Source organism: Legionella jordanis (assembly GCF_900637635.1).
Classification (GTDB): domain Bacteria; phylum Pseudomonadota; class Gammaproteobacteria; order Legionellales; family Legionellaceae; genus Tatlockia; species Tatlockia jordanis.
Genome location: NZ_LR134383.1, coordinates 2,790,102 through 2,808,389 on the forward strand (window position 1 = coordinate 2,790,102; position 18,288 = coordinate 2,808,389).

An 18,288-nucleotide genomic window follows, 5' to 3' on the forward strand; every position below is an offset into this window, starting at 1 on the left:
CGGGTCTTAATATGCAGTAAAAAAGCATGTTTGAACGATACCTACAAATATTGGATGAATTTAAAGAGCGTAACATCGCTCAATTTCTTAAGGATCTCAGGGATAAATTTATTTCTTCTCTCTCACATCCCTACTTCAGTCCAAAAGCCAAAATCTTCTTCAACAGAGTGAATAAGGAAGGCGAACCCTTTACGGATTTTGCAGAAGAACCAAAACAAATCGTTCAAATCAAACAAGTTATAAATGCCCTCTATCATGCACAATTGGCTTTCGAAGATTTGCAATCCGTTGATCTACGAAGTCTTAAGAATGCACCTAAAGATTTAATAAAACTCTACTCTAAAACCATTGAGCATGGCTATAAGGCCAGCTCATTGCTGACAAACCTTGATATAGATTTTACTGAAATCCTGGGGAGTAATATTCAACAACGAGCCTTGGAAGTGCTCAGTATAATCGAAGCCTACACGGATGAACAAAAGAATAGTGCTCTTGAGTGGTCTACAAAGCTGAAAGATTACCAAATACCGTACAATACGGGTTGGGCTAGCGGTGTAGCCATAGACCAAATGACGCCGAATGGTGGTAATTTCGATTACGATTTTTTAGCCCAATTTGGGGCTGTTCTACCTGGCTACATACAACAATTGACGCTTTCTCTACAAAAGTTGGCACCCCAAATCTCGACTTTTCAGCCTACAATGGATAAAGCCAAACTGGAAGAGTTGCAAGAAGCCGCTTTTAAACTTTTAAAATCTATTGAGAACCTCCAAAGTGGCGACATTATTGTTTCTTTTAAAGCTCTAAATTATATAAAAATTGTCCGGCAGATAATTACCTTATCCATGAGCACGCTGGAACAGATTGGCTATATGAATGAATCGTCCCAGATTGTCGTACGCCATAATTTGCGTCAGTTAAAATATGAGTATTTACCGATTTTATTTCAATTGATTGACCGTCTTGAAGATCAAGCTTTGCTAAACCCTGGTACTTTATCCAGACCTTTAATGGAAAAAATTAAACCCTGGTATGAATTGTTGGGGATGTATGCTTCTAAAATCGTTGATTTTTCAATGGGAGATGAAGAGTTATTAAGCCTTGAGAATCCTGGCTTTATTGAATGCAGACTTGCTCAGACAAGACAAAGAATTGCCAGTGCCAAGTGGAATTTGCATAAAAATGCCATTGATCAAAAGGCTTTTTCTGATTTTTTTTCTATCGTTGAGAATAGAAATTTTATAGGTTACTCAGTTTTTAACTTACCTGCCGAGGTTAAAACCAGTTTAGCGAGGGAATATCGGTTTCTCCACCCCTACATCAAAGCCATCGACCCAGAATTAGCGGCCGCTATTTTACAAGAGCTGGCCAGCGAAAACACTTGGGGACGGCAAATCTCGAGAGCCTATAATTGGGTTACAAGGAAGCCAGGAGCCTTGGCTCTCACCACTCTTCTTGGCTTAAAAGAAGAATTACAAAATAAATTAGCACGAGAAAAAGCCACTCATTTGTTCCATGTGGAATTAAATGAAAATATCATTACCGCTGCAGTCCAGGACAATACATTAGTTTTCCCTCACACCCCATCTCAAATCCCCTGTATCAATGAAGCAATAATCCTAGGCTTAGACCCCCAGGCTAAACCCCCAAACCTTATTCAATTTAATAGCACCGCAGATTCAATCAGGGTCGCAAACCCTGAGCAACTTAGCGCTGAACAAAGCAGAAAACTGTATGAGTACTACTCAACTGAACGCTGCAAATTTAAAGAGGTGCAAGCTGCGTGGACTGAATTTTCAGCTTATGTAAAGAATGATCCAAATTTGTCGGCAATTCCTGACGCTGAAACAAAGGCAAAATTACGTCGGGCTTACGCCCTAATTCAACCTTATTTTTTAAGCACCTTCCTTGGTAATCCGCGGACAGCTGCACATCAAGATGCGGCCATCATTACTAAATTGTCCGAAACACCCTTATTGTCTATCAAGACCCGACGCTTACCACTTTCTATTCTATGTTTTAGCAATGAGCGCATTAGAAGATTAAACAGCAAGCTTGTTTTTTTGGCATCCAACTTAAAGAGCAACTCACAGGTCTTTAAAAATTTAGCTAAACGCAAGTACAGCTTGGCGGTCGAAAGTTCGCAACCCAAAGTGGAAGAGCACGAAAACAAACGGGCTCACTTTGTCCTAAAGCACACTGAATATTCAAAGGCCATTGCAGATTACCGCTCGTCTTTGCAGAAATTAACCGACATCTTTAGTAATACTTTCAAACAGCAGTTCCAACCCCAAAGCAAAGGCATTCCCTTCCCAGAATTAGAGGATAGGAAATTAATTTTGGCTGAGAGAAGTCAGGTTATTGCGCTCAAACGTCTTTTCAACAGCCTTTATCATTTAGAAGAAATATGTCTGGAGCTTGAAAGCCTGGACAATACAAGCGCACAATGGCGTTATGTCAGTCATTTGATACAAGCTAAGAACCATGCCGACGAATTATTCAATTTAGCCAAGGGTTTAGCTACAGACCAACATTTCGCCATTCTGGCTGGGGAGTTAAAAGAAAAAGCATTGGCTATTTACGCTGCATTTAAAAAACAACAAGAGACCTACGTTGTCGCAAGCGAAGAAGTACACTTGCAAGCCGTTCCTGAACAAGAAAAAGCAGTTAGGTACAATGGTTTGTGGTACAGCTTACACACTTTCATGATTATTCCCGAGCATATTAAAGCGGCGCTCAATAATAAGCATTTACTGGAAGAGACAAAGCAACACATTGACAAACGGGCCAAGCAAGCCAGCATTAATATTGAACGGATTATTGAAGAGTCAAACTCCTACTTTAAACTCTTTCTTGAAGCTCCAACCATGTATAGTTTATATAAGGAGCTTAAGCAAAAGCTTAAAGACTTTACCACAATATCCCATAGTGCCGCCCTTTCCCATTTGGAAGAACTCAATGAAGATCTTTTTGTACGGATTCTTCTTGAAGCAGACGCCTGGGAAGAAAAATTGGGCTTAAAACCTGGATTGTTGGCCGATCCTATGAAAGCGATGCTGGATGAATTCTATCGTGGGTTATTGGAACCCCTTCAGCTTTCTTCGCAAGAGGAAATTGGCTTAATAAGCACTCTGGCTCCAATTTCTCATCGTATGGTTGCAGCTCAAAAGAGACAACAAGCTGCTCAAGGGAAAATGTTCATTGTTGAATCCGTTAACATCAAACTACAGGAGTTGAATAATCCCAGATTCAAGTACCCTGATATATCCACTCAAGACAGTTATCTTTTACTCAGTAATTTACTTGAGGAAATTAATCATTTCCGGGATTTAAATGCAAAACACTGGGTCGCTTCAAACCCATTGATTAAGGAACTGGCGCAAGAGCGATTGACTAAACTGTTTGAAACAGCCTTGCCTTTACTCATGCACATGCGTAAAACACTTCATTTTCTCCCTGAGGCAGTGGCCAAAAAAGATGAGAGCGTGGAGACGTTTTTCCAGACTCTTTTAAAACGATATCAGCTAAGTGACTCTGTAGAAGAGACGGGGTCAGCGCTTGGTTCGCAATCCAACCCTCCGCTGTCCACAGACAATGACAATCATGAATTGCCCTCGCATGAGGAACAACCGCCGACAGAAGGCTCAGTTTTATCTATGCCTGAAGCCATCCCTGAAATCATAGAAGCCAGCAATTCAAATGGGCAAAACAATTTAGATGCAAGGACACAACCTCAGTCTCGTCCAGGATTAACTAATGTCACAGAGCTTGTAAGTTTGGTACTCTCCTATTATAGAGGCCAACACAATTCAGCTGTATATGAATTTGACTCAGCCAAAGAGCGCCTAGACTATCTGGAGGAGCTTAAGTTAAAGCAGGAAGAAGCCAATGCTCAGTTTATAAAAACTTATACGAAAAAGGCTTATGAGAAGCAATTCCAGATTATTACTTCAAAATACATTGGTCTGTTGCATACTCGTGATGAATACAAAAAGTTGTTGCAAGAATATATATTGTTAACGAAAGAAGATGATCTTCTGCTACTTGAATCTTCCCAAGACATTAATGCCGAAATTGAAAAGCTGTTAAAAGCCAAGACTCGTGAATTTGCTCGTGCACAATATAAAAAATATTTTCAATTGGAAGCAATCCGAGCTTCTCTTGCTGAATTTGAAGTTTACATTAGTAAAAAGGACAACATAATTGCCAGTGGAAGTGATTTTTTTGAAGATGAACATACCCTGAGCAGTAAACGACTTCTTATTGATGAGCTCAAAGAGCTAGCAAGCAGTCCGAAAACCGTGGAACAAAGATTGTCTGCAATCCGCGAGCGTGTAGAAAAATCTGATTTTAAACCTAAAATGCTGGCTCATCGTCATTACAATACACTGAGCTTTTCCTGGATTGCTCAATGGCTACTTTCCTTAATCAATACCCTGGGTTTTTATACCGCTAAGAATCAAATCATCACTGAACGACTGACCGAAGCAGCCAAAAATCCCCCCAATCCCAATAGAACCTTGCGCCATTTTGGCTTCTTTAGTGGTAACAATAACGAACGCTCTTATGATTTGCCGAGGGCAGTAGCTTCTGAGCCCACGCTAAATAATAATCCAGCCATTCCAGTTCTATAATATTTATTCCTGGCGGCAATGATCAATATTAAGTTAAGATTCTGTGTCTTATTTTTTATGTGGTGGTGGATTATGTCGTCTACTCAGGCCCTAGATATTGTAACTCTGGAAAAAAGTACACACGCTGGCATCTTGAAAAGAAAAGCTCAGGAGATCCATTTTCCTTTAACCCACGAAGACAGCTGTTTGATTGCTGGCATGAAGGAAAAGCTGTTTCAATTGGGAGGAGTGGGTCTTGCGGCTCCTCAAGTCAACCAAGATAAGCAAATCGTCGCCATCTATATTCCTGAAGAAGCCGCTTTGTTGAGAGACCATGTTAAAGAATACCCAATGCATATTCTTATTAATCCCTCATACCAAGCCCTTAACCCTGAAGAACAGGTTGAGGATTTTGAAGCTTGCTATTCGGTCAGCAGCAAAGCCGGGAAAGTACCTAGGTTTAAACAAATTCAGCTTCGTTTTTATGATGAACAAGGAAAATTTCATGAGTCGATTGAAGAGGGTTTTTACGCCCGCGTCTTACAGCATGAAATCGACCATCTACAAGGCATTTTAATTGTTGATCGCTTAACTGCGGATTGTATCCAAGGTACGATTGAAGAAATGATGGCCATGCGGCGAAAGGAACTTACCACCCAGCAAAAGGCCCTTTTCGATGAGCTTATGAAGAAAAAATTTAAACAATAAAACAAAGTTCCATCTTTTGAGTCGAAACGAATAGCGTTTGCTCTAAATAGCAGTATTAGCCCTTAGGCGAGTGGCTTAAGGGCTAACTTTTCATTACCAGCCAGTTACTTCGGCTATCGCATCACCTAAATCAGCAGGTGAGCGTACGGTTTTTACTCCTGCTTCTTCAAGCGCTGCAAATTTTTCAGCCGCTGTACCCTTGCCGCCAGAAATAATAGCGCCAGCGTGCCCCATGCGTCTTCCTGGTGGTGCAGTTACACCAGCGATGTAAGAGACTACAGGTTTTGTCACATTGGATTTGATAAACTCAGCAGCCTCTTCCTCTGCGGAACCACCAATTTCACCGACCATAATAATGGCTTCAGTTTGTGGATCTTGTTCAAATAAAGCTAAAGCATCTATGAAATTAGTGCCTGGGATGGGATCCCCTCCAATACCAATACAAGTACTTTGACCAAAGCCTTTGTCGGTGGTTTGTTTAACGGCTTCATAGGTTAAGGTACCAGAACGCGAAACAATCCCGACTTTTCCAGGTAAATGGATAGACCCTGGCATAATCCCAATTTTGCACTCCCCAGGGGTGATGATACCTGGGCAATTAGGACCAATCAGTCTGGCATCGCTATTGTTTTCCAAATATACCTTGACCTGGAGCATGTCCAGAACAGGAATTCCTTCGGTGATGCAAACTATTAATTTAATCCCGGCATCGGCAGCTTCAAGGATGGAATCTTTGCAAAATGGGGCAGGAACATAAATAACACTGGCATCAGCCCCAGTTTCTTTAACAGCATCTCGCACTGTATTAAAGACTGGCAGACCCAGATGTGTTTGCCCGCCTTTCCCAGGTGTGACCCCACCAACCATACGGGTGCCATAGGCAATCGCTTGTTCAGAATGGAAAGTCCCCTGCTTACCCGTAAATCCCTGGCAGATCACTTTTGTTTCTTTATTTACTAATACACTCATTACTAGCCTCAAAATTTGTCAGAAAGAAAGCTTCTCATGTGAACATGAGAGCCTACTGGTCATTAATTAGGCAACAGCCGCCACAATTTTCTTTGCAGCATCCGTGAGACCATTCGCTGCAATTACGTTCAATTCGCTTTTATTTAACAATTCAGCACCGAGCTGCGCATTGTTACCCTCAAGACGTACAACAACTGGCACTTTGACATCCACTTCTTTGACTGCCGCAATAATCCCTTCGGCAATAAGATCGCAACGAACAATTCCGCCAAAAATATTAACTAAAATACCCTTTACATTTTTATCAGAAAGAATAATTTTAAACGCTTCACTAACGCGTTCTTTGGTTGCACCACCACCAACATCAAGGAAATTGGCAGGCTCACCGCCATGGAGCTTAATAACATCCATCGTTGCCATGGCAAGCCCTGCACCGTTCACCATGCAACCAATAGAGCCATCGAGTGGAATGTAATTCAGTTCCCAATCGGTTGCCCTATTTTCACGCTCATCTTCCTGAGTTGTATCGCGCATGCTTTTCAACTTCGGTTGACGGTAAAGGGCATTGGCATCCACATTGATTTTGCCATCGAGACAGAGCAAGTGCTCATCTTTCGTGACGACAAGAGGATTGATCTCAAGCAAGCTTAAGTCGCACTCAACAAACATTTTACCTAAAGCCATCAGCATTTTGGTAAATTCTTTAATTTGAGTTTCATTCAATTCCAACTTAAAACCCAGTTCACGACATTGAAAGGGCATAACACCAACTAAAGGATCAACGGTAATTTTAAAAATTTTCTCTGGTGTTTCATGGGCGACTTTTTCAATTTCCACACCACCTTCAGTGGAAGCCATGATGACTACCCGCCGGCTTGAACGCTCAACCACAGCACCTAAATACAGTTCGCGGCCGATATCGCAGGTTTCTTCAACCAACACAGCATTGACAGGCTGACCATGCGCATCCGTTTGATAAGTGACCAAACGAGTGCCCAGTAGGGCTTTTGCGGCTGCGGCCAACTCATCCTTGCTGGAGACTATTTTAACTCCGCCTGCCTTGCCTCGTCCGCCGGCATGAACCTGAGCTTTAACCACCCATTTTGCTGTTGAAAGCTGGCTGGCAACTTGAATGGCATCGTCAACGTTAAAAGCCACTTGCCCATTAGGAACGGGCAATCCATAGCTGGCAAATAATTCCTTGGCCTGATATTCATGTAAATTCATCATTAGCACCTTAAAAAAGCAAAACCCGGCCATGCGGGTCTTGCGGTTAAATTGTTGAAATTCAAACGTTTAATAACAATCTGGCCGGATCTTCAAGCAGTTCTTTAACCGCGACCAAAAACTGCACGGATTCTTTGCCATCAATTAGTCGATGATCGTAAGAAAGCGCGACATACATCATTGGACGAATAACGATTTGTCCTTTTTCAACGATGGGACGCTCCTCAATTTTGTGCATCCCCAAAATTCCGGTTTGTGGTGGATTAATGATGGGGGTTGCAAGCAAAGAACCAAAAACGCCACCATTAGTGATGGTAAACGTACCGCCCTGCATTTCTTCCAATGCCAATTTACCTTCCCGTGCTCGGGATGCTGAATCTGCAATGGATTTCTCCATATCAGCCATACTCATTTGATCAGCATTGCGAAGGACCGGAACAACCAGGCCACGCTCGGTAGATACTGCAATGCCAATGTCGTAATAGCCATGATAAACAATGTCTTGGCCATCAATGGAGGCATTCACCGCTGGGAATCGCTTCAAAGCTTCGACAACGGCTTTGGTGAAGAAAGACATGAAGCCCAATTTTGCCCCATGTTTCTTTTCAAAATGATCTTTGTATTGGTTGCGTAAATCCATGACCGCTTTCAAATTAACTTCGTTAAACGTGGTCAACATGGCGGCATTGTGTTGGGCTTGCACCAACCGCTCAGCAATTTTGGCCCTGAGCCTGGTCATAGGCACACGTCTTTCCTCACGTTCACCCATGGGAGCAGGTTGCTCGGATTGTTGTGGACGTGTTTCTGTTGACGATTTACTGGCTCTTTCACGATTGCTTTCAATAAATGCCAGTACGTCTTCTTTAGTAATACGACCATCTTTACCAGAACCCGTAATTTGCCCTGGTTGGAGATTATGTTCTGCAAGCATTCGTCTTACCGCAGGTCCTGCCGCTTTGTCTTCTTCCTGAATTTTGCCCATTTCCTCGGCGCTGGATTTTTCATCTTTGGCCGGCTGGACTTCGGCAGAAGCTGAAGCATCGATGCGTGCCAATATCTGGCTTGATTCGACTGTGTCTCCTTCTTTAAAGAAGATTTCCGCAAGCACCCCATCTACTGGAGCAGGTACTTCTAAAACGACTTTATCTGTTTCCAAGTCGAGGAGGTTTTCATCACGAGTAACCCTCTCGCCAACCTTCTTATGCCAAGCGGCAATAGTAGCATCGGCCACCGACTCAGGGAGGGCAGGTACTTTGACTTCAGTAGACATAATTATACCTTCTTTCTGTTATATTTTATTAATCAATCAATCCAACAATGCCTGCTCAACCAATTGTTGCTGTTGCTGTGCATGCAATAATGGGCTTCCCACAGCGGGTGAGGCAGCAAACTCTCTTCCCGCGTAACTTAGGGTTTGGTCTGCTCGCAAGCAATCAATGATGTTATGTTGAGAAGAGAACCAAACCCCTTGATTTTGTGGTTCTTCCTGACACCAGATGATTTTTTTGACCTGGGGATACTTGTTTAATTCCTGAGTCAGCGCTTTTTTCGGGAAAGGATATAATTGTTCTATTCTAATAATGGCAATGTGATTCAGGTTTTCATCGCGACGTTTTTGCAGCAAATCGTAATAAACCTTGCCACAGCATAGAACAATTCTTGTCACTTCACTCGGCTCCAGTGCATCAATTTCAGGTATGACCGTATGAAATTTGCCTTTGCTGAGATCTTCTAAAGGAGAAACGGCCAATTTATGGCGCAATAAGCTTTTTGGGGTCATCACCACCAAAGGCTTACGGAATTTTCTAATCATTTGGCGGCGCAATAGATGAAACATCTGCGCTGGGGTCGTTGGTGTACACACCTGAATGTTGTGCTGGGCACACAACTGCATGTAACGTTCCAAGCGGGCTGAGGAGTGCTCTGGCCCTTGTCCTTCGTAACCGTGAGGTAACAGCATGACCAAACCGCACAGTCGCCCCCATTTTTGTTCGCCTGAGCTGATAAATTGATCAATAACTACTTGTGCACCGTTGGCAAAATCCCCGAATTGGGCTTCCCACAAAACCAGAGATTGCGGCTCCGAAGAGGCATAACCATATTCAAAAGCCAAAACAGCTTCTTCAGACAAGACAGAATCAATGATTGCCAATGAACGGGAATCCCTGGCAATTTGCTCTAATGGCAAATAGGTATCACCAGAGTTCACATCATGCAGCACGGCATGACGATGAGCAAACGTCCCTCGGCCCGAATCTTGTCCAGATAAGCGAACTCCATAGCCTTCATTGAGTAAGCTTGCATAGGCCATTGTTTCCGCGTAACCCCAATTCATGGGCAATTCGCCAGCAGTCATTTTTTGGCGTTCTGTTAATAATCGTTTGACCACCGGGTGCAACTCAAAACCATCAGGCAAGCTGTGCAGTTTTTGTGATAACTCTTGAATGGTTTCAAGGGAAATCGTGGTATCGGCCTTGTCTGTCCATTTGGCATTGAGGTAAGGAGTCCAGTCAATAGACATCTTCCCTTCATAATCCCCGTGAACAATATCAACAACAGCCTGGCCTTTATCCAACCGATCGCGGTATTCCTCACTGAGTTGTTCAATATCTTTTTGTGTGGTTAATCCTTGCTTAATCAGTTCTTCGCCATATAAGTCACGCAAGGGGCGCATGGATTTAATTTTTTTATACATGGCCGGTTGGGTCACTGAGGGCTCATCGGCTTCATTATGGCCGTGTCGACGATAACAGACGAGATCAATCACCACATCGCGCTTAAATTTCATTCTAAATTCAAAGGCAATCTGGGTAGCAAAAACAACGGCCTCTGGATCATCTCCGTTTACATGAAGAACCGGAGCCTGAACCATCTTGGCGACATCGGTGCAATATAAAGTTGAACGTGCATCCAAAGGATTGCTGGTGGTAAAACCTATTTGGTTATTAATCACTATGTGAATCGTTCCACCAGTAGAATACCCTCGAGCTTGCGAAAAGTTAAAGGTTTCCATAACCACGCCTTGCCCTGCAAAAGCAGCATCACCATGAATCACCACGGGAACAACTTGATCTTTTTTATCCAGATTATTTCGTCTTCGTAAGCGAGAACGCGCCGAACCTTCGACAACAGGGCCAATGATTTCCAGGTGAGAAGGGTTAAATGCTAAAGCCACATGCACAATGTCGTCATTTTCTGTTCTTAAATTGGAAGAAAAACCCATGTGATATTTCACATCGCCAGTAAGCTCAGATTTTATTTTGCCTTCAAATTCCTGGAACAGCTGATTGGGTTCCTTACCTAAAACATTCACCAGGACATTCAGGCGGCCTCGATGTGCCATGCCAATAACAATTTCTTTAACGCTGTTTTTACCACCCATGCGAATCAATTCTTGCATCATGGGGATTAAGGAATCGCCTCCCTCCAAGGAGAAGCGTTTTTGCCCGACGTACCGTGTACCTAAGTAGCGCTCGAGACCGTCGGCAGCAATCAAATCCTTTAATATCTCGAGCTTCTTATGCTCATTAAAGGAAGGCCGGCCCCTTACCGGCTCGATAACTTGCTGCAACCATTCCGTTTCCTTATTGTCCGAAATGTGCATATATTCAATGCCAATGCTGCCGCAGTAGGTATCCCTAAGTGCCTGGTATATTTCACGCAAGGGCATTTGAGCGCCATTAAAATATTTGCCTGCAAAGAAACGTCTATCCATATCAGCTTCGGAAAGCTGATGATAACTCAATTCCAAACTGGGTACCTGGATGCGTTCAGCCATTCCCAAAGGATCAAGTCTTGCGGCATGGTGACCATGGGCTCGATAAGCATTAATTAAATGTGCAACCTGGTATTGCTTGCTGTCTGCACTAAGCTCAGCAGGAGCCGCAATCCTTTTTTTATCTGCATTGTGTAAAAAATAATCTCGAATCTCTCGATGGGAAATTTCTTTTACTGCAGCATCCGTTTTTGGAAGTGAATCAAAAACTTCACGCCAGTCTGCTGGGACAGAGTGAGGGTTGGCAAGATAGTCTTCATAAAGTCCATCAACGTAGGCCATGCTCCCACCTGACAAATAGGAAGAAGCCCATTGCTTTTGCAGATCACTACCGCTCATACTTTTTTCTCCAAAGGGCTGTTGCTTAACTTAGAAAAGCAACATGAACTAATCATCAAGTTTCCTGAGTCAGCATTTGCCTACGAATTTCAGCAATTGCTTTTGTCGGATTGAGTCCCTTCGGGCAAACATTCGTGCAATTCATAATTGTACGACAACGAAAGACACTGAATGGATCTTGCAGTTTATCCAATCGGTGTTGTGTGGCTGTATCACGGCTGTCCGCCAAAAAGCGTCGTGCTTGTAAAAGTCCGGCTGGCCCGACGAATTTATCTGGGTTCCACCAAAATGAGGGACAGGAACTGGTGCAGCATGCACACAAGATGCACTCATATAAGCCATCCAGCTGCGCACGTTCTTGAGGGGATTGCAAATACTCGCGAGCTGGCGCGACAACATCCGTTTGCAGGTAAGGCTCGATACGCTCATATTGCTGATAAAATTGCGTCATATCCACCACCAGGTCCCGAACTACCGGAAACCCAGGTAAAGGCCGAATGACAACATTGTCGGTATTCAGTTGAGAAAGAGAGGTCACGCAAGCCAAGCCATTCGTGCCATTAATGTTCATGCCGTCCGAGCCGCAAACTCCTTCTCGACAGGAACGTCTAAAGGACAGTGTTGGATCCTGTTCGGCCTTAATACGCTCAAGTAAAGTCAATAGCATAGGGTCGCTTTTTGCAGGAATTGCAATCTCATAATCCTGCATATACGGCTCCACATTGCCTTCTGGATTGTAGCGATAAATGGACAGGCACAGATTTCTTGTATCAGCCACGGGTATATCCTCTTTAGTAAACGCGTTCTTTTGGCTCAAAAGCCTTAACGTATTTTGGTGATGTATTTACAGGACGAAAGTCAATGCCATCATCTTGTTCAAAATACAAAGTATGTTTAATCCAGTTTTCATCATCACGGGCCGGATAATCTTCACGGCTGTGTGCTCCACGGCTTTCAGTGCGGGTTAATGCCGATTTTGCAGACGCATAGGCAGTAGCCATTAGGTTATCAAGTTCCAGCGCCGTTACCCTCTCAGTATTAAATATTTTACTCTTATCAGGAAGCATTGCATGCTCTAACCTCTCGCGCAAAGCCTGTAAACGGTGCAGGCCATTCTCCATAACCTCACCCGTGCGGAATACCCCGAAATCCTCTTGCATAACGCGTTGCATTTCATCACGAATAGTGGTTGGACTCTCGCCATCTCTGGAGTTTTCCCAGCGATAGTAACGTGCCAATGAAGCATCAATATCATCTTCAGTGATGTAAGGCATATCCGGTAAATGATTGGATTGCCATAACTCTTCCACGTGCAATCCAGCAGCACGACCAAAGACCACAAGGTCAAGCAGGGAGTTTCCTCCAAGGCGATTTGCACCATGGACCGATACGCATGCGCATTCACCAACAGCATAGAGACCTTCAATTATATGGTCTGCGCCATTTTGTCTCGTAAGGACTTGTCCATGAACATTTGTAGGAATCCCGCCCATGCTGTAATGGCAAGTTGGTACTACAGGAATCGGTTCAACAATTGGATCGACACCGGCAAATTTTAATGATAGCTCACGAATGCCAGGCAGTTTGGAATTAATCAGATCTGCGCCCAAATGGTCAAGCTTCAACTTGACGTGATCAACGCCTTTAGGATCAAAGCCGTTACCTGCTCGAATTTCAAGAGCCATCGAACGGGCGACTACATCTCGTGAGGCTAAGTCTTTTACCCTGGGAGCATAACGCTCCATGAAACGCTCGCCATTTTTATTAATCAGATAACCGCCTTCACCACGGCAGCCTTCAGTAACCAATACCCCTGCACCAGCGATGCCGGTAGGATGGAATTGCCACATCTCCATATCTTGCAGAGGGATGCCGGCACGCAGCGCCATACCAAAACCATCGCCAGTATTAATGTGTGCATTGGTGGTGGATTGAAAAATGCGCCCTGCTCCACCGGTGGCCAGAATACAAACTCGTGTTTGATAAAAAACGATTTCTCCTGTCTCAATGCACATTGCCGTCACACCAGCGATTCTCCCTTGTGCATCTTTAACAAAATCCAATGCATACCATTCACTAAATATATGGGTATGTGCTTTTATATTTTGTTGGTAGAGCGTATGCAATAAAGCATGCCCCGTCCTGTCTGCTGCAGCACAGGTGCGTGCAGCCTGCTCGCCGCCGAAATTTTTGGATTGGCCTCCAAATTGGCGTTGGTAAATTCGACCATTCTCCATTCGAGAGAATGGCAATCCCATATGTTCAAGCTCATAAACCACTTCAGGTCCAGTTTTACATAAATATTCAATGCAGTCTTGGTCCCCGATGTAATCAGCGCCCTTGACGGTATCATACATATGCCAGCGCCAATCGTCTTCATGAGCATTGCCTAAAGCAGTTGTAATGCCACCCTGCGCCGAAACGGTGTGAGAACGGGTTGGAAAGACTTTTGACAATAATGCAACCTTCAATCCAGAATTGGCCAACTGCAAAGCAGCCCTCATTCCTGCACCACCAGCACCAATAATTACTGCGTCAAACTTATTACGTGCAATTGCCATGTTATTGCCCCCACAAAATCATTAAACCCCAAACCAGCTGGCCAAGCAGCCATAGGACAACCAACATTTGAATCGTCAATCTTGTCGCCGTATTTTTTACATAATCGGTAGTTACTGTCCAAATTCCAATCCATGCATGCAAGCTAAGGGCAAACAATGCGATGAAACTCGCCACCTTAAAGCCAACGTGATGAAATAATGCACTCCAATCGGCGAAATTAAGTTGCGGATGAGTTAATAAAAAACTCACAATGAATAAAACATAAATGGCAAAAAAAACAGACGTAATCCGTTGAATCAACCAATCCTTTAAGCCATTGCCAGTTAAACTTGTAATGTTGGTTACCATATCCAGATTCCTAGAAGAAGTGTCAGAATGATTGCCAAAATAATAACCAAAATGGCGCTTTGACGTCCGGGCCGCAAATCCTCACCAAATCCCATATCCATAATCATATGGCGAATGCCAGCGAGCAGATGGTAAATAAAAGCAGCACTAAAAGCCCATAAAACCAGTTTATAACTGGGATTTGCAAGCCTGTTCTGTAGATTTGCAAATGACTCTGGACTTTGTATGGACATGGCCAAAAAATACAGCATGACTGGCATTAACAAAAAAAGAACAACGCCGGACACTCGATGTAATATCGAGGCGATTGCCATAGGAGGAAATTTCATCGTTCTTAAATCAAGATTTATTGGTCTTTTTTGATTCACTGTCAAATTTGTCCTTAAGAAAAAATGTCAAATATAGCATAATAGCCCTTTGCGAGTCACAGCTAATTACCCATTGGCATCAGCAATTTTATCTATCCTCGACGAAAAACCTGCGCAGTATATCACTCTGTATTTTCCACGCAAAGTTCAAACTGATCCCTTCTTAGCGAGCTTACTATTCCCGTACTATGCTTTTATAAAAAGACTAAAGGGAATTAGCCATGCTCATAAAGCGCCCTATTTATGATCAACGCTTGAAATGCGCTGGCATGGAGCTAATTGCAGACAAGCAAGCACAACAAAGTAAGGAAATTTACCAATATTTCATTAAAATTCAGCACACCACACCCAAGGAAATGCCCTTGTTCGTTCCCTACGCACTTAAATTTTTAGTGGAACATCCTGAGCTGCCTATCGAACAACCCGTGGTGCTAAAATTGCATGCAGGAGACATCAACCAGAGTTGCTCCCGGGAAGAAATTGAGGCCTGCAATTATCGCTTAGCCTTACTTATTGACAATCCTCAGCAATTAGCCTGGCTCAATTTTGCGGATTACATCGCCCTTAGCGAGCATTTAATGGCCGCGGCCAATGTTTCCAAAGTGGTCACCTACAGTCAAGCGAAGCAGCGTAAAGTCATTGCTTATGATTTAAGTCATCCTGAGAGTTTTGAGCGTTGCAAAATGATGGGAATGGATTTTTTTTGTGGTGATTTTTTGTTTCATCCGACCGCTCCCGAGAAAACGGAAATTGCAGCAAGCAAACTCAACTTGTTTGAATTGATTACCAAACTACAGCAACAAGATACTAACCTTGATTCCATTGTTGATTTAATCCAAACGGATCCCATGCTCAGTTATCAATTACTAAAAGTGGCCAACTCCGTTGCTTTCTCAGGCTATCAGGACATTGAATCCATCCAGCAAGCAGTGGTAAGGCTCGGGATCCTCAATTTAAAAAATTGGGTTATGGTCTTGTCTATGACTAACGTTTCAAATAAACCACTGGAAATTGTTGAATCTGGTTTAATTAGAGCACAAATGGCCTATCAATTGGCCTCCACCCAACCTGAGCTTAGTGCCCAGAGTGCTTACACTGCAGGATTATTGTCTGTATTGGACAGTTTAATGGATAGCCCTCTTGCTAATTTAATTGATAAAATTACCTTAACCAATGAAATCAAATTAGCTTTATTATCCAGAAAGGGCCCTCTAGGAAAAATCCTCGATGTTGTTATTGCCTATGAGGAGGGACATTGGGAGAATTTGGAAGACAGTGAATGTTTTGGTCTGGATTTAAGTAAAGTTTACATGGATTGCTTGGAGCAGGTGGCCGCAAGTAGAAAAGCCATTGATGAAAGGGGTAGAAAGTAATGTTTCGCTATTTTGCTGCGCAAGTCTATGATTTCTTGATTTTGATTGCTTTATTTTTTGCCTTCACGGCATTTTGTTTGATCGGTACCCAAGGTCAAGCCATTTCCCCCGGGACTCACTCTTACCAGTCCGCTTTGCTCGGTTTAACCTTTGCTTATTATGCAATTTCCTTGCGGTATTGCGGCCAAACGATTGGCATGCGTGCATGGCGTCTGCAATTAATCAGTGAGACTGATGTTCTAGGTTTTAAACAGGTTGTGAAAAGATTGCTGTTACTTTTGCCGGCCACAGTATTCGCTGTGCTTTTTGGCAAACACCCTCAGTATTTATTAAGTTGTTGGACTAAAACCAGAATACTTAAGTACTAAAACTAGGAGACCGCTGCCAAGCTCGCCACGTTTTTAGTTTCATATTGAATGGGTTGCCCTTCCTTTATTCGGGCAATAACTGCAACAATAATGGGTTTCAAATCAGGCTGCTTTAAGTTTTCCAATGTCTTTATGAACTGTCGTCCCTTCGATGAAAAAAAATCATCTCTATGTTCTTCAAAACAGTATAAGAGCCATTTTAACTCCTGATGCGGTAGATTTTGGCGAAACAGAAAGGGCCAACCTGCAGTTTCGCTTAAAGTAAGTTGCCTCAAGACATCAATTAAAGCCTTTTTAAGCACAAGCTCAGGTATTCGCTCATTCGCTGAAGACAGCAAAATCAGTTGTCGGCATGCTTTAGGCCACATTAATTGGATCAGCCGATGTTGAACATTATCATCCAAGTTAAAAAATAGTGCTCGCAAATTGCTGTTGTTCATCCAATTTAAGTCCTGAGAAGCGATGGCCATTCGAATTTGATGAATTGCAGTAGATTCCAAGACACTTGCAAATAAACAGTACTGTCTAAGTGCCGTAAAAAACTCAAGAATTGCCTCCGGTGAAGGTCTTTTGTCTTTTTGTTCAGCACTCATTTGTTTGAGAAATGAACTTAGCATTTGGGCAATGTATTGCTGGGGTTTTGGCTCAAAATGCCCAAATAAACCCTCACCACAAAAGCCGATTCTATTGTAAAAACGAATTAAGTCATTGCCCGGCAAAGACCGATGGCTTTCTCGAAATTTTAAAATATTTTTAAAGGGATTGAATGCACCAAACAGACTATACAAGATGGGGGTCAAGGCATAAAAATCACTTGCTTCAGAATAAAACCCGTCTAATACTTCAACCGCTAAATGTTCCGGTGTCCCTTGCGCTATTTGAGAGGTAGGCAATATCAATTTATTGAAATCATCATCAATTAAATGCGCTTCGTATTTGCCATTGATACAGCGGATTCTAATGTTATCACCACTGATGTCTCCATGAACGGTTGGCGGTCCGCTGCTGTTGTTGTAATGCAGTTGGTTTAGGCTGATGATTAATTGCCAGGCGAGATCCACCGCTTGGAAAAAGCTCATTGTTCTAATTTCGACGTTTTCATTAAGCTCAGGCTTGATGCTGAAGCCCTCAATGTAAGGCATGATTAATATGAGCCTATCGTTGATTGTTAAAAGAATGCTATTTTGCTTCAAGCGATAAGGGGAGGGGCTGTGGTCATTTTTATAGATTTTAATGGCTACAGGATGTTGGGAGTCCAATTGGACAGCTGCCCTATTCATTTTACAGGCAGTATCAATAACCCTGTTATCCTTTAGGATACAAGGGTAGGCTTTGTAAATGTCGCCAGAACTTCCCTCACCTAAAAACTCTGAGTAGTCACAGAAATAATGAATTACGGTTCCATCTTGCTGTTTGACGGGGAAAATCGTGCCGTCCTGTACCTCTCCAAGAGCTGCTGTCTGTCCCATAGAAGATGTAGCCTCTGCTGCAGTCCAAGACCTGCTATTGTAAACAATTATTGAGCAAAAATCAGCCCATTTCTTATTTTGTTTATTACATTGCATTAAAAATAAGCAATCTTAGACGATAATTATAAATAGAACTGTTTGCTGTTTTTTTACGTTTTGGTTAATTTTT

The 18,288-nt window shown here is 42.9% G+C and carries 13 protein-coding genes; 4 read left to right on the plus strand and 9 right to left on the minus strand.

Going from position 1 to position 18,288, the window contains the following annotated elements:
- The first annotated feature begins 26 nt into the window (after window positions 1–26).
- Complete coding sequence (locus EL203_RS12710) at window positions 27–4,634, plus strand: hypothetical protein (RefSeq protein ID WP_058471864.1); 4,608 nt, start codon at window positions 27–29, stop codon at window positions 4,632–4,634.
- A 72-nt stretch (window positions 4,635–4,706) separates the two neighbouring features.
- On the plus strand, window positions 4,707–5,321 hold the full coding sequence (locus tag EL203_RS12715; protein ID WP_058471863.1) for a peptide deformylase: 615 nt from the start codon (window positions 4,707–4,709) through the stop codon (window positions 5,319–5,321).
- A gap of 93 nt (window positions 5,322–5,414) precedes the next feature.
- Here the strand turns inward: EL203_RS12715 and sucD are convergent, their stop codons facing one another.
- The 8 genes from sucD to sdhC all read right to left on the minus strand — a co-directional run bounded on the left by sucD (window position 5,415) and on the right by sdhC (window position 14,909).
- A complete protein-coding gene (gene sucD, locus EL203_RS12720) occupies window positions 5,415–6,290 on the minus strand; it encodes a succinate--CoA ligase subunit alpha (protein ID WP_058471862.1) in 876 nt (291 codons plus the stop codon).
- 66 nt (window positions 6,291–6,356) lie between these two features.
- Window positions 6,357–7,517 carry an ADP-forming succinate--CoA ligase subunit beta gene (gene sucC / locus EL203_RS12725; RefSeq protein WP_058471861.1) on the minus strand — a complete coding sequence of 387 codons (1,161 nt, stop codon included), beginning with the start codon at window positions 7,515–7,517 and terminating at the stop codon, window positions 6,357–6,359.
- Between the two features lie 61 nt (window positions 7,518–7,578).
- On the minus strand, window positions 7,579–8,787 hold the full coding sequence (gene odhB, locus EL203_RS12730) for a 2-oxoglutarate dehydrogenase complex dihydrolipoyllysine-residue succinyltransferase (RefSeq protein WP_058471860.1): 1,209 nt from the start codon (window positions 8,785–8,787) through the stop codon (window positions 7,579–7,581).
- A gap of 36 nt (window positions 8,788–8,823) precedes the next feature.
- On the minus strand, window positions 8,824–11,631 hold the full coding sequence (locus tag EL203_RS12735; protein WP_058471859.1) for a 2-oxoglutarate dehydrogenase E1 component: 2,808 nt from the start codon (window positions 11,629–11,631) through the stop codon (window positions 8,824–8,826).
- Window positions 11,632–11,686: 55 nt separating this feature from the next.
- On the minus strand, window positions 11,687–12,409 hold the full coding sequence (locus EL203_RS12740) for a succinate dehydrogenase iron-sulfur subunit (protein ID WP_058471858.1): 723 nt from the start codon (window positions 12,407–12,409) through the stop codon (window positions 11,687–11,689).
- 13 nt (window positions 12,410–12,422) lie between these two features.
- Window positions 12,423–14,192, minus strand: a complete 1,770-nt coding sequence (sdhA, locus tag EL203_RS12745; protein WP_058471857.1) for a succinate dehydrogenase flavoprotein subunit — start codon at window positions 14,190–14,192, stop codon at window positions 12,423–12,425.
- A 1-nt stretch (window position 14,193) separates the two neighbouring features.
- Window positions 14,194–14,541 carry a succinate dehydrogenase, hydrophobic membrane anchor protein gene (gene sdhD / locus EL203_RS12750; protein ID WP_058471856.1) on the minus strand — a complete coding sequence of 116 codons (348 nt, stop codon included), beginning with the start codon at window positions 14,539–14,541 and terminating at the stop codon, window positions 14,194–14,196.
- Window positions 14,535–14,909, minus strand: coding sequence for a succinate dehydrogenase, cytochrome b556 subunit (gene sdhC / locus EL203_RS12755; protein ID WP_058471855.1), 375 nt, complete (start codon window positions 14,907–14,909; stop codon window positions 14,535–14,537). Before sdhC ends, sdhD begins: the two co-directional genes overlap by 7 nt.
- Window positions 14,910–15,130: 221 nt before the next feature.
- Here sdhC and EL203_RS12760 point away from each other — a divergent pair, with 221 nt between their 5' ends.
- Both EL203_RS12760 and EL203_RS12765 read left to right on the plus strand, forming a co-directional pair.
- Window positions 15,131–16,282: an EAL and HDOD domain-containing protein gene (locus tag EL203_RS12760; protein WP_058471854.1), complete on the plus strand. Its 1,152-nt coding sequence runs from the start codon at window positions 15,131–15,133 to the stop codon at window positions 16,280–16,282.
- A complete protein-coding gene (locus EL203_RS12765; RefSeq protein ID WP_058471853.1) occupies window positions 16,282–16,650 on the plus strand; it encodes an RDD family protein in 369 nt (122 codons plus the stop codon). Before EL203_RS12760 ends, EL203_RS12765 begins: the two co-directional genes overlap by 1 nt.
- Before the next feature lie 2 nt (window positions 16,651–16,652).
- On the opposite strand, the gene EL203_RS12770 is transcribed toward EL203_RS12765, so the two are convergent.
- Window positions 16,653–18,119 (minus strand): protein kinase domain-containing protein, encoded by a 1,467-nt coding sequence (locus EL203_RS12770; RefSeq protein ID WP_058471852.1) that lies wholly within the window; start codon window positions 18,117–18,119, stop codon window positions 16,653–16,655.
- Window positions 18,120–18,288: the final 169 nt, after the last annotated feature.